The sequence below is a fragment of the Lapillicoccus sp. genome, assembly GCF_025353065.1.
Taxonomy (GTDB): domain Bacteria; phylum Actinomycetota; class Actinomycetes; order Actinomycetales; family Dermatophilaceae; genus Lapillicoccus.
The window spans coordinates 25097-38155 of record NZ_JANXRJ010000153.1; the positions used below are offsets into that span (position 1 = coordinate 25097).

Consider the following 13059-nt stretch of genomic DNA (forward strand, 5'->3'; position numbering starts at 1 on the left):
CTGTTGGCTCTTGACACGCGACCCTTCGGCCCGTTGACTGTGAACGTGCACAGTCGCACCAGGCCCAGCGGAGGGTATGCCGGGTGGCTGCGGCTCAGGCACGCACGACATCCTGCGTCCCCCCTCGATCGGAGCCCCCCGTGCCGACCCCGCCCCTGCCTCTTGCCCGCCGGACCCTCCTCGCGACCGCGCTCGCCGCGCCCGCCGCCCTGTTGCTGGCGCCCTCAGCGCTGGCCTCTCCTGTCGCCACCGCGGTAGCCGCGTCCGCGACGCCGCTCGGCGTCGACTGTGTCGGCCCGCGCGTCCGAGGAGCCGACCTCTCGTTCACCCTGCAGCTGGAGGCGGCCGGTGCGCGGTGGAGCGCCGACGGGCGGACCGCGCCGGTCGAGCGCCTCATGCACGACGCCGGTGCGAACTGGATGCGCCTCCGCGTCTGGGTCGACCCGCCGGCCGGCTACAGCACCCTCCACTCGGCGGTCGTCCTCGCCCGCCGCGCGAAGCGGACCGGGATGAAGGTGCTGCTGGACCTGCACTACTCCGACTTCTGGGCCGACCCGGCGCACCAGGCCATCCCCGCAGCCTGGGTGGGCCAGTCGCTCCCGCAGCTGGCCGACACCGTCCGCCGCTACACGCGCCACGCGTTGGAGACGCTGTCCGAGGCCGGAGCTCCCGCCGACATGGTGCAGATCGGCAACGAGATCACCAGCGGCATGCTGTGGCCGTCGGGCCAGCTCTACGACGGGTCGGCCGACCAGAACTGGCCCGGGTTCACGACACTCCTGGGCGCCGGGATCGAGGGCGCCCGGACGGCCGAGGTCAGCGGTAGGCGGCCCGAGGTCATGGTCCACATCGACCGCGGCGGCGACAACGGCGGCTCCCGCTACTTCTTCGACCACGTCCTGGCCGCGGGTCTGGACTTCGACGTCATCGGCCAGTCCTACTACCCCTTCTGGCACGGGCCGCTCGCCGATCTCCAGAGCAACCTCGTCGACCTGGCCGGCCGATACGGCAAGGACCTCGTCGTCGCCGAGACCGCCTACCCCTGGACGCTCGCCAACGGCGACGACCTCACCAACATCCTCAACTTGCTCAGCCAGCTGCCCGACGCCACGATCTGGCCCCCTACCCCGAAGGGGCAGCTGGCCTACTTCACTGCCCTACGAGGCGTATTCGGCCACGTCCCCGGTGGGCACGGGCTCGGGTTCATGAGCTGGGAGCCCGAGTGGATCCCCGGCGTCGGCTGGACACCGGGGCAGGGCAACCCCAACGACAACCTCACGCTCTTCGACTTCCACGGGCGTGCGCTGCCAGGACTTCGCGCCTTCGCGGCGGGGCGGGTCGGCCACGACGACTGACGGCCACCGCGCCTGCCGATCACAGATCCCGTATGCCGGCTACAACCTGTGTGTGTATCCCCGCCACCCGCGGTGGACGGGGTCGGCGCGACCCGACAGAATTGGGCTGCGACACCACCAGCATGCCACCCTCAGGAGGACACCATGGAGTACCGCAGGCTGGGCCGACTGGGCCACGAGAGCTCGGTCCTGGTCTACGGGGCGGCGGCCCTGTCGACCGTCGACCAGGACACCGCGGACCGCTCGGTCCAGGAAGCGCTGGATGCGGGCATCAACCACTTCGACGTCGCCGCCAGCTACGGCGACGCTGAGCTGCGGCTGGGGCCCTGGATCCCGCGGATCCGCGACCGGATCTTCCTCGCGTCCAAGACCGGTGACCGCACCGCCGACGAGGCCTGGGCCTCGATCAACCGTTCCCTCGAGCGGCTCCAGACCGACCGGCTCGACCTCATCCAGCTGCACGCGGTCGGCGACCTCGAGGAGCTCGACAAGGTCACCGGTCCGGGCGGGGCGCTCGAGGCCGCGGTCCGGGCGGAGGAGGAGGGACTGGTCGGAGCGGTCGGCATCACCGGTCACGGCACCGAGGCTGCGGCGACGCACCTCGAGGGGTTGCGCCGGTATCCCTTCGCCACCGTCCTCACCCCGCTCAACCCCGTGCTGTGGCGCGACCCGGCATACCGCGCCGGTTGGGACGCCCTCGTCGACGAGGTCCGCCGCCAGGACGCCGGGCTGCTGACCATCAAGACCGTCTCGAGACGCAACTGGCCGGAGGGCGACGACGGCCGCTACAACACGTGGTACGAGCCCTACGACGATGCCGTCCGGATCCGAGCAGCGGTGTCCTGGGTGCTCGCTCACGACGAGATCACCGGTCTCGCGACCGCGGGCGACGTCCGGCTGCTGGGGATGATGGTGGCCGCCGAGGCCGACCGTCAGGACGTCGGCGAGGCGGAGCAGGCGTTGAGCAGGGACGCGGACTACTCGTCGCCGTTCCTGAACATGACGATCTGACACCGCGCTGCCAGGGTTCTCCGTCGGGTGGGGCGCTCGACGAAACCCCCTGGAGGTCAAGGGGCGCTGCGTCATCCGTTCGGGCGGGATCCGTTCTCCGATCGGATGGTTCGGGGTCGTGGGAGGTGACGTGAGCCGCAACGGATGGCACCCTTCGAGCAGGTCGAGCCGCAGCCATGCCGCTGCGGTCGCTCCACCGAAGGAGTCGTCCGGTCATGAAGGTTCGCGTCCACCGCGGGAGCCACGAGGTCGGTGGCTGCTGCGTCGAGGTCGAACACCGCGGTGACCGGCTGGTCCTCGACGTCGGCGCACCATGGCCGGCCAATGGCGACGAGCACGTCGTGCTGCCAACGGTTCCCGGGCTGGCTGATGGGTCGGACCCGCGGTTGCGAGGTGTCCTGGTCGCCCACCCCCACCTGGACCACCGGGGGCTCGCCGGCCGGGTGTCTCCGCGGGTGCCGGTGTTCATCGAGCGCCAGGCCGCGGCGATCCTCGCGGCGTCACGGCCCTTCACCCCGTCAGGTGCGCCGATCGTGCCGACGGCGTACCTCGAGGACCGGCAGCCCCTGCACCTGGGCCAGTTCACGATCACTCCGCAGCTGGTCGACCACTGCGGCGTCGATGCCTACGCCCTCGCCGTCGATGCCGGGGACGAGCGGCTGTTCTACGCCGGCCGTCTCCGGGCCCGTGGTCGCCAGTCCTCGCTCTTCGAGGGCCTGGTCGCCCACCCACCGTCGGGCGTCGACACCCTGCTCCTCGAGGGCGCCCAGGTCACTGCACGTGCGGCGTCGCCAGACGTCACGGCGACGACGACGGATGAGGCCGCGGGTCCGGGCGCCGCGAGCGAGTCGCAGCTCGAGGTCGAGCTGGCCCGGACCTTCCTGGCGACCGACGGCCTCGTCGTGGTCGTGTCCGCCGCCCAGCACCTCGACCGGCTGGTCACGGCATACCGGGCCTGCTTGCGTTCTGGCCGAACGCTGCTCGTCGACCTGTATGCCGCGACCGTCGCCCAGGCGACCGGCCGCCCGACCCTGCCGCAGCCGGGTTTCCCGCAGCTCGGGGTCTATGTCGCCGACGGCCAGCGCCGTGCCGTCGAGACCTCCGGGGAATCCCGACGCACCGACGACGTCGCGGCACACCGCGTGGAGCTGGACGAGCTGGCGGCCCACCCCGACGAGTACGTCGTCCTCACCGGCGGCTCCACCATCCCCGAGCTGCTCCGCTGCGGCGCACTCGCCCAGGACGGCGTCGTGGTGTGGTCCAGGGCGCCCCGCGACCTCCGGGACCGATCGGGAAGGCTCTTGGCCGCCCAACTGGCCGCTGCCGCAGTTCCGTTGGTGGAACACCACGTCTGCGACCGCCCCTCTGGCGCCGACCTCTCCCGACTCGTTGCGGCGATCGGTCCGCGGCAGGTCGTGCCGATCGGGACCGAGGCAGCCGGGCTTCCCGACGGTCTCTGGTGGGAGGTGGCGCCGACCTTCACGACAGGATCGACGCGCCAGTCGATCCAGTCGAAGATGAGTGCGTGAACCGGTGGGGTCGGTGCGGGAGGGATCGTTGTGGGCGTCCTGGGCAGCGTCCCGGTATCGCGCCCTCGTCCGTTCGGTGGAGATCGTCCCGCGAACGGACATATGGGACGGCGACATGGTGGTCATGACGACCCTCGATGTCACTCTGTCGGTGTCGTCGATCGCGACGCCACACGTGTGACCCTCATCCGTCGGGAGACCTCCGGTGACCAACGCGCATGTCGAGGTGACGCCCGGCGAGCCCCGGGGCTCGCGGCCCGCGGCCGCCCATCGAGGCGTCCGGCTGCGGGTCGCCGACGGGTCTCCGACCGTGGCGGCCTGATCCCGGTGGGATACGTCGAGGCGGAGGGCGACCTGCTCCAGATGCGGTTCTCCGCGATCGGTCACGGCTGCAACATCGGGGGATCCATGTCCGGCGGGATCGCGCGGACGGTGCAGCTGCGCTATCCGGAGATGCACACGGCATACGTGGACCGTTGCGCCAGGGGCGAGTTCGCCCTCGGTGACCTCCTCGTCTGGGACACCGGTGACGTCGTCTTCTACAACCTCGCGACGCAGGTCGCTCCCGGCCGGGAGGCCCGGCTCAGCGCGGTGTGCGACACCGTCCGCGCGGCCCTCGCCGATGCGGAGAGCCGGTGGATCGACCGGCTCGGCATCCCGCGCCTCGGCACGGGCCGCGGCGGGCTCGAGTGGTGCGACGTGCGGAAGGCGCTGCAGGAGATCAGTGGGGCGAGCCCCGTCGAGCTCGTGGTGGTCTGCCTCCCGCCCTCGAAGGGTGCCCTCGCCCTGGCGGGGTGACCGAGGCCTTCTGTTGTGGCGACACGCCGCTCGTCCCTGAGGGCGCGGCATACGCGATGGGTGTCGGTGGCCCGTGCCATGCTCCGAGACACGCCACAGGGAGGGACACCATGACGGCCCGCACGATCCCCGAGGACCCGCTGTTCGTCAACGACGCCGAGCGCGAGGTCTGGGAGGCCCTGCGCACGCAGCTGAGCGGGGACGCCGTGCTGCTCGCCAACCTGCGCTTCACCGACGAGAAGAAGGACTACGAGGCCGATCTCGTGGTCCTGCTGCCGGGCGCCGGCATCGTGGTGCTCGAGGTCAAGGGGGGAAGCGTCTGGGTCGATCCCCAAGACGGCCGCTGGCGCATGCGTCGGCGGGGTCGGGAGGTGGTCGTCGACCCGGTCGACCAGGTGCGGACGAACCACTACGCGATCCGGAAGTACGTCGAGTCCGACCCGCGCTGGCGGGACTCCTCGCGCACCCGGATCCGCTGGGCGCACGGCGTCGTGCTGCCCAACACCCACCTGGACGCCGACTTCGCGAAGCCGGACTGCCCCCGCTGGATGATCAGCGGCAAGGGCGACCTCCCCGATCTCGCCGACCGGGTGCGCAACGTGCCCGTGCAGCAGGAGACGCACCTGCGGGTTCCGGACGACAGTGACGTCGAGCTGATCGTGCTGATCCTCAACGGGAGGATGCTGCCCCGCTTCGACCTCGCCGCCGACGCGGACGAGCGCGAGGCGATCGCCGATCGGCTGACCATGGAGCAGGCCGCGCTCCTCCGGGTCACGCGACTCCTGCATCGGGTCGAGGTCCGGGGTGGTGCCGGCAGCGGCAAGACGGTGCTGGCCCTCACCCAGGCCAAGGAGCTCACCCGTGGGCACGAGGGGGCGCCGCCCCAACGGGTCGCACTGATCTGCTACTCGCTGGGGCTGTCGGAGTACTTCAAGCGATCGATCGCGAGCTGCCCGCGACGGCACCGCCCGGCCTACGTGGGTCCGTTCGAGGACCTGGCCCGTCTGTGGGGCGTCACGCAGTTCGCGGACCGGGACGACAGCGACTTCTGGGAGCGGCGGCTCCCGGAGCAGATGGTCGAGCTGGCGCGAGAGCTGCCGGACAAGGATCGTTTCGACGCGATCATCGTCGACGAGGCGCAGGACTTCGCCGACCTCTGGTGGCGACCGCTGATGGCCGCGCTGCGCGACGAGGAGTCGGGTGGGCTCTTCATCTACTCCGACGAGAACCAGCGGATCTTCCCCCGCTTCGGTCAGCCACCGGTGCCGTTGATCCCCTTGGTGCTCGACCACAACCTGCGCAACACCCGGCAGATCGCCGACTCCTTCGCCTCCCTCACCCCCATGCGGATGCGGCCACGTGGGGGAGACGGCGCCGAGGTGCGGTTCGTGGCCTGCGGCGAGAGGGAGGCGGTGGCGGCGGCGAACGACGAGGTGGACACACTCCTCGCGGCCGGATGGCGACCCGAGCACGTCGCCCTGCTGACGACCGGGTCGCGTCACCCGGTGCAGGTCGAACGGCAGGCGGCGCTCGGACAGGTCGGCTACTGGCAGTCCTTCTGGGAGGACGACGACGTGTTCTACGGGCACGTGCTCGGGAGCAAGGGACTGGAGCGACGCGCGGTCGTGCTCTGCGTCAACTCCACGGCCACCGCGGACCGGGCGCGCGAGAAGCTCTACGTCGGGATGTCCCGGGCGACCGACGAGCTCGTGGTGGTCGGGGACCCGGAGGTGATCCGCGCCATCGGTGGTCCCGACGTCGCCCGGCGGCTCGGCCTCGCCGCCGGGTGAGGCGCCGCGTGAGGCGCCGCACGGGAGGTGGGCGGCCTGTGGACAAGTTCAGGGCGACGTCGGCGCCAGATGGCAGGGTGGGTCTCGACACAGCGAGGGGAAGGATCGGCTCGTGGGGCGCAACAACCAGCAACGTCGGGCGGCCGGGGCCGAGCCGTCGGCCGAGGACCAGATGACCCTGAACTGGCTCTACCGGGCGCTTCGGCTGACCAATGATGGCCGTGCCGAGGAGGCGGACCAGGCGTTTGTCGAGGTGGAGCGAGTCCTCGCCCATCCGCCGGGACGGCGGACGCTGCTGATCCACCTCAACACCCTGCTCCGAGAAGGAGTGTCGGCCGCCTGGCAGATCGGCTGGCAGCCTGCTGACGTGCTCCGCCTCGCCACCCGGGATCTCGGTGCCGTCGGCTCCAGCCTGATCGGTGACGCCATCGCCAAGCAGCTCGACGAGTTTGCCGCGGCCACCGTCACCCCGAGCTGGCACGACCAGCTGGCGCTGGCGAGCGCGAGCGTGTGGTGGGAGCGGAGCACGGACCCGTTGACCGCCCGCGCGGCGAAGACCACCGGCGGGCTGACGGCGCTGCTGCCCGAGGTCCTGCGGGGGGTCGACCTCCTCGGTGGGCTGCCGCAGCTCCAGCAGCTGGACCCGCTGCCGGGGCAGTGGCGACCGCCGCGGCATACCGGCGCCGGGTCGTCCACGACGGTCGATGCGCGCCTGCTCGACCGGGTCCGGGCCCTGCTCGCGAAGGCGGAGTCGACGCCCTACGAGGCCGAGGCTGAGACCTTCACCGCGGGAGCACAGGCCCTGATGGCGCGCCACAGCATCGACCGGGCCATGCTCGCCGCCTCGGGGCCGCGCCGGTCCGGCGACGTCCCGACGGCGCGACGGGGCGGGGTGGAGCGACCCTACGAGGCACCCAAGGTGCTGCTGCTCGACGTCGTCGCCCGGGCGAACCGGTGTCGGACGGTGTGGTCGGAGGGGTTGGGCTTCGTCACCGTCATCGGGTTCGCCGGCGACCTGGACGCGACGGAGACGATCTTCACCTCGTTGCTCCTGCAGTCCTCCCAGGCGCTGATGCGCCACGGAAGTCGTCCGATGCGCGGCGGTGGATCGCGGACCCGCTCGTTCCGCCGGTCGTTCCTCCAGGCGTTCGCGCATCGCATCGGACAGCGGCTCGAGGAGGTGACCGCCGGGGCGACCGCGGAGGCGGCTGCGGCGGCCACGGAAGTCGAGACGGAAGTCGAGGCGGAAGTCGCGGCGGGAGTCGCGGCGGGAGTCGAGGCGGGAGCGGCCGACGCGGGTGAGAGCCGGCGGTCGGGTCCCACCCGCGACCTGGTCCACGTCCTGGAGAGCCGAGCCGCCGAGGTGGACGAGACCGTGACCGAGCTCTTCCCCGGTCTGGTGACGCGCTCGGCGGGAGCGGCCTCGAACCACGAGGGCTGGTGGGCGGGGGTGCAGGCCGCCGATGCCGCCTCGCTGTTCGAAGCGCAGGAGATCGAGGCGTCGTCGTGACGTCGAACCAGGCTCAGGGCGCGAGCGCGTCGCGCAGGTCGGTGTGGGTGAAGTCGTTGCCCACGTAGAGCAGCGGCTCACCGGTGACCCGGGCGAGCGCATAGGCGAAGCAGTCACCGAAGTTCAGCTGGGCCGGGTGCTGCGACCCCTTGCCGTAGTCGCGATAAGCCGCTCGGCCGATGGCGGCCTGCTCGGCGGTCACGTCGCGCACCTCGATCGCGAAGGAGGCGATGAGGTCGTCGAGGCGGCGGGACAGGGTCGCGTCACCGCGACGGTCGACCACGATGCCGATCTCGAGCAGGGTGCCTGCGGAGATGGTGGTGCTCGGCGCAGCGATGAGGGCCGCGAGCAGGCTGGCCCGCGTCGGTTCCTTCGTCAGGATCGCCACGAGAGCCGAGCTGTCGACGATCACGCGGGGAGCCCGTTCTCGTCGTAGAGGTCGTCGGCCAGCAGCGCGGCCCGCATCTCGTCGGTCATCTCGGCGTCCACGGCCGCGAGGATCGCGTCGACCTTGGCGCGCATGACCTCCGGATCCGGCTTGTCGAGCTCGGCAAGCAGCCGCTCGAGCGCCGTCTCGATGACACTCGTCTGGGTCTGTCCGGTGCGGGCGGCGGCTTCGCGGGCCAGCGCGTGGACACGCTCGTTCTTGATGTTGAGTCCCATGGAACCAATCTACCCTGCGTGTCTACCCTTCTACCAGCTTGCCAGGGAGCTGCGGGGACGACGCCTGCGCCGGCGCGGCATACGGGTGTCCCGTCGACGCCTAGGGTGTCCCGCATGACCCGCCATCCGTCCACTGACGCTGTTGCGGGAGAGACCGCTGCGGTCGCGGCAGAGACCAGGACCAGCACGTGACGGACCCGCTCGACCTCCCGTCCGAGTGGTCACCCGTGGTGCTCGAGAGGGTGTGGGCCCTGATCGCCCACCGGTTGGAGCGCAACGGGGTCCGGGCGTCGGGGCGGCTGGTGGTCACTCGTCTGGACCTGGCCGAACGCCGGTGCGTCGGTGAGCTGCTCGGCCGCGCGGCCCCGGCCGACCGGGTCTCGATCGACCTCGAGGTGCTGGACCGGCTGATGTCCGAGCGGGACGGCGCAGGTCTGGTTGCCGCGGTCGAGGAGGTGCGCGGGGAGCCGCTCGTCGCCCGACCTCGAGGTCGCGCTCTGGCGTTGAGGAGCCGGGAGGAAGCCTTCGAGGCGGCACGGGACTGGTTGGCGGCCCACCCGGACGCGGACTGGCCCTGGGTCGGCGCCTGGTTAGACGGACTGCGGCGCGACGACGCTCTGCTGCTCGACCCCGACCCGACCGCGTTGCTGCGCACGGCCCTCGAGGTCCTCTGGGAACGGCGGGGGTCACTGGTGGAGCCCCCGGCCGAGCCGGCCACGACGACCTCGGGCGGGTCACCTCGACTGGTCGCCCTGACCCGGCTGGCCGAACGCACCGCTCACGACGCGCACGCGCTGGACTCCGACCGCCGGTTGTCGGCGGTGGTCCTGCGGGCCCTGGCCGCGCGGGCCGTCGTCGCCCGGCCCCTCTCCGCCCGGGGCGGTACCGAGCTCTGGGGGCGCGCGGCCGATCAGCGGGCGCTCTGGGAGACGGTCGGGGTCGTGACCGACCTCGTCTCGTCCACCTGTCTCACGTGGGGTCTCATCGGCCCGGGCCTGCCCGGCGCGTCTCACGAGGGGTTTCGACCCGTGCACCTGACGTGGTGGGACCTCGAGGCAGGTGTGCGGGTCACGGCCCCGCGGGACATCCTCGTCTGTCAAAGCCCCCGGGTCCTGGAGGCGATCGCGCGGGCGAGCATCGAGATCGGCGCGATCTGCACCAGCGGCCGGCCGAACCTCGTGGTGACCGAGGTGATCATGCGGGCGCGAGCGGGTGGAGCGCGGCTGCGATATCACGGCAACCTCGACTGGCTCGGCGTGTCCCTCGCCAACGACGCGCTCGCGCGGCACGGCGCCGCGCCATGGCTGATGAGCGCCGCCGACTACCTCGACGCGCCGGGGTCGATGCCCGTCGACGGCTCGCCGGTCGAGCCGGCCTGGGATGCCGAGCTCGGCGCGGCGATGCGGCGGCGTGGTGTCTCCGTCCACGAGGAGGCGACGCTCGACCACCTCGTCGACGAGCTGTCGATGTGGTGATCCGGCCCCGACGCTCGTGGGCCTGCTGGCTCGCGGTCGGGTGCTGTCGGGCGCGGTGCTGCAAGAATCTTGGGTATGGCCCGTTTCTCCTCGACGACGACCACCGACGCGATCGTCGCGGCCGAGCGCTCGGCGATCTGGGCGGCGCTGACCGACCCCGTGATCCTCGCGAGGCTGACGCCGCTGCTCAAGCGGGTGGTCGCCAATGGTGACCTCTGGCGGTGGGAGCTCGGCAACCTCTCCATCCTCGGGACGAGTGTGACCCCCGTCTTCACCGAACGGATGGTCTTCACCGAAGGCAGCCGGATCGACTTCCACCACGAGCCGCCGGCCAACGCGAAGGAGCGGGCCGGCGCCGACGGATGGTACGCGCTCGACGACCGCGACACCGGCACCCACCTCGCGATCAGCCTCACGCTGCACGTCGACCTCCCGCTGTCGCGGCTGGCCGCGCCGGCCGTGCAGGTGGTGATGAAGGGCGCGATGCAGGCCACGGGCGACCGGTTCGGCAGCAACCTCGAACACCATCTCGGGCTCGGCTGAGCCGGCGCTCGCAGTGCCCTGACCGGTGCGAGGGGAGCTGTTGCCGTCGACCGGATCGGTCTAGGCGTGCGCGTCCTGCCACGCCCCCCAGACCTCCGGCCGAAGCCGGCCACGGTCCGGCACGGGTATGCCGGCCGCTCGCGCCCAGGCGCGGACCTGCGCCGTCGGCGGTGGCGCCGGGTCGGTCGTCCCCGTCGCATCCGCCAGCTCGAGGTCGGCTGCGATGCGCGTCTCCAGGGCCGACCCGCCATCCGCCTCGACCCCGATGCGGGTCACGGCCGCCTGCTCGACCTGGGCCCACGCATACGCGGCGGCCAGCAGTCGGTAGGTCCACTCCTCCGCAAGAGCACGGTTCTCGCAGAACACGATCGGCACGTTGGGGTAGCGGACCTGCAGCTCGGCGAGACCGTCAGCGACCATGGCGGGCCGGGCGAACGACTGCTTGAAGAGGGCCGAGTAACGGTCCTCGACCACGACGGCGGCCCGGGGGAGCGCGGCGAGCTCGGTCATCGCGAAACGCAGCCGACCGTTGCTGACGCTCGAGACGAGGTCGCTCAGCGACTTGCGCTCGACCGAGGCCACCAGGCGCCCGTCGACGCGCACGGCGTAGTCCCCGCAGGGGAGGCTCTCCTTGACGGTGGTGACCTGCTGGCGGGTGAAGCGGTAGGCATAGCGTTCGCGGCTGTCGACGAGGATCTCGAGGTCGACGAGTCCGGCGGCCCGGGCGGTCGGCAGGGTGACGTCGGGACGGGCCTGCTTCCGGGTGCGCGACGACTGCCAGAAGACCATGTCGCGCCCACGGCCCTTGGTGAAGACGATCTGCGACCGGTGCTCGCGTGCTCGGTCCAGGACGAGATCGATTGCTGCGCCTCGCCGCTCGCAGGACCGGACGGCGACCCGTTCGATGATATCGGGCTCGGCCGGCCATTCCCGCAGGTGGACCGGATAGCAGAAGAGCGCCCTGGTGCGCGGCCAGGTGCCCGAGGTCCGGAACAAGAGTCCGGCGCCCAACGGCACGAGCAGCAGGTGGGACAGCGACGAGTCCGGGTCGGGGTTGCGGGCGATGAGCAGCTCCGTCACGGGGACAACTCTCCCGCATACACCTGGTCGGCGGTAGCTGGTGCCGCCTCCTGCCGCTGTGTCTCGCGAGGTGGGCGATTCGTCAGACGAGCGGCATACCAGCACCGCTCGACTCGGGGTCGAGCCACCTGACTCGGTGTCCACGGGGAGTCAGGTGCCTCGACTCGGAGTCAGGCAACTCCGACTTGCAGTCAGGCGACCGCAGCGATACCGAGGTGGCGACAGGATCCGTGTTGGAGCGAGCAACATTGGCTACGAGCCGCTTTCGCGAGCTCGCGATGGAACGACGAGTGACGGACCGCGCGGCGGCACCGGCCGATCGGTGGAGCGGGGCGCCTGCGGCAGGGCCTGTTCATCGATCCTCCCGGGGAGTGGGTGGTGGGGGAAATGGTTCTCGTCCACGTCGACATCGGGTCCGTGACGGGTCCGTGACGGTGGGTGCTGGGCACCACCGTAGGTCGGTCGTCCGGCGAGGGCATCGGCCGATCGGCCCATCCAGGCGACCGAACGGGCGGGGGAACGCGCGAGCCGTGGCGCTCTCTCGGGGCGCTCTGCCGTGGCGCCTGTGGCAGACGATCTTGGCCCGCGGCATACGGTGGGGAGATGGCGACCATCACGATCATCGGCGGGCACGGCAAGGTGGCGCTGCGCCTCGCGCGGCTGCTGTCCGATCGCGGTGACGAGGTGTCCTCGTGGGTCCGCAACCCGGACCACGTCCCCGACGTCGAGGCGACCGGCGCGGCCGCGGTCCTCGCCGACGTCGAGTCGATGAACCTCGATACTTTGACCCAGCAGCTCGTCGGCGCCTCGGCTGTCGTGTGGGCCGCGGGCGCCGGGGGCGGGACCGCTGACCGCACGTATGCCGTCGACCGCGACGCCGCGATCCGCTCCATGGACGCGGCGGAGACGGCCGAGGTGGGCCGGTACGTGATGGTGTCGTACTTCTACGACAAGCCGGACCACGGTGTGTCGCCAGACAGCGCGTTCTTTCCCTACGCGCAGGCCAAGGCGGCCGCGGACGCGGCGCTGCGCCTCAGCCCGCTCGACTGGGTGATCCTCGGTCCGAGCCGGCTCACGGACGACCCGGGCACGGGGGCCATCGAGACCGGCGCCGGGGTGAGCGCGAGCCAGGTCAGCCGGGACGACGTCGCAGCCGTCGTGGCCCACGTCCTGAGCGACCCGTCGATCAGCCGGGTGACCATCGACTTCAACGGCGGGCCGACGCCGATCGCCGACGCGATCTGAGCCCGGTCCCGACGCGGTCCGAGTCCGGTGCCCGGGGGGGTTGACGCTGCGTCAAGGGGG

General features: G+C 71.6%; 12 protein-coding genes. 9 read left to right on the forward strand and 3 right to left on the reverse strand.

From position 1 onward, the window contains the following. The first annotated feature begins 140 nt into the window (after positions 1–140). The 6 genes from Q0R63_RS12070 (at position 141) to Q0R63_RS12095 (ending at position 7993) form a co-directional block, all read left to right on the forward strand. Positions 141–1355 (forward strand): glycosyl hydrolase 53 family protein, encoded by a 1215-nt coding sequence (locus Q0R63_RS12070; protein WP_295697522.1) that lies wholly within the window; start codon positions 141–143, stop codon positions 1353–1355. 144 nt (positions 1356–1499) lie between these two features. Beyond that, positions 1500–2366: an aldo/keto reductase gene (locus tag Q0R63_RS12075; protein WP_295697523.1), complete on the forward strand. Its 867-nt coding sequence runs from the start codon at positions 1500–1502 to the stop codon at positions 2364–2366. Positions 2367–2581: 215 nt separating this feature from the next. Then, entirely contained in the window at positions 2582–3895 is a 1314-nt protein-coding gene (locus Q0R63_RS12080) for an MBL fold metallo-hydrolase (protein WP_295697524.1), read from the forward strand. Positions 3896–4222: 327 nt separating this feature from the next. Further along, a complete protein-coding gene (locus tag Q0R63_RS12085) occupies positions 4223–4693 on the forward strand; it encodes a macro domain-containing protein (RefSeq protein WP_295697525.1) in 471 nt (156 codons plus the stop codon). Between the two features lie 110 nt (positions 4694–4803). Next, positions 4804–6483 carry an NERD domain-containing protein gene (locus Q0R63_RS12090; protein ID WP_295697526.1) on the forward strand — a complete coding sequence of 560 codons (1680 nt, stop codon included), beginning with the start codon at positions 4804–4806 and terminating at the stop codon, positions 6481–6483. 112 nt (positions 6484–6595) lie between these two features. Next, positions 6596–7993, forward strand: coding sequence for a DUF2786 domain-containing protein (locus Q0R63_RS12095; RefSeq protein WP_295697527.1), 1398 nt, complete (start codon positions 6596–6598; stop codon positions 7991–7993). A 13-nt stretch (positions 7994–8006) separates the two neighbouring features. Here the strand turns inward: Q0R63_RS12095 and Q0R63_RS12100 are convergent, their stop codons facing one another. Both Q0R63_RS12100 and Q0R63_RS12105 read right to left on the reverse strand, forming a co-directional pair. Further along, complete coding sequence (locus tag Q0R63_RS12100; protein WP_295697530.1) at positions 8007–8405, reverse strand: type II toxin-antitoxin system VapC family toxin; 399 nt, start codon at positions 8403–8405, stop codon at positions 8007–8009. After that, positions 8402–8656, reverse strand: a complete 255-nt coding sequence (locus Q0R63_RS12105; RefSeq protein ID WP_295697531.1) for a type II toxin-antitoxin system VapB family antitoxin — start codon at positions 8654–8656, stop codon at positions 8402–8404. Before Q0R63_RS12105 ends, Q0R63_RS12100 begins: the two co-directional genes overlap by 4 nt. A 188-nt stretch (positions 8657–8844) precedes the next feature. Here Q0R63_RS12105 and Q0R63_RS12110 point away from each other — a divergent pair, with 188 nt between their 5' ends. Together Q0R63_RS12110 and Q0R63_RS12115 are read left to right on the forward strand one after the other, a co-directional pair. Then, the gene (locus tag Q0R63_RS12110) at positions 8845–10131 is read left to right on the forward strand and encodes a TIGR02679 domain-containing protein (protein WP_295697533.1); all 1287 of its coding nucleotides are present in this window, start codon (positions 8845–8847) and stop codon (positions 10129–10131) included. A 75-nt stretch (positions 10132–10206) separates the two neighbouring features. Then, entirely contained in the window at positions 10207–10674 is a 468-nt protein-coding gene (locus Q0R63_RS12115; protein ID WP_295697535.1) for an SRPBCC family protein, read from the forward strand. Between the two features lie 60 nt (positions 10675–10734). Here the strand turns inward: Q0R63_RS12115 and Q0R63_RS12120 are convergent, their stop codons facing one another. Beyond that, complete coding sequence (locus tag Q0R63_RS12120) at positions 10735–11754, reverse strand: ERCC4 domain-containing protein (RefSeq protein WP_295697536.1); 1020 nt, start codon at positions 11752–11754, stop codon at positions 10735–10737. 603 nt (positions 11755–12357) lie between these two features. Here Q0R63_RS12120 and Q0R63_RS12125 point away from each other — a divergent pair. After that, positions 12358–12999: an NAD(P)H-binding protein gene (locus Q0R63_RS12125; protein ID WP_295697538.1), complete on the forward strand. Its 642-nt coding sequence runs from the start codon at positions 12358–12360 to the stop codon at positions 12997–12999. Positions 13000–13059 lie beyond the last annotated feature (60 nt).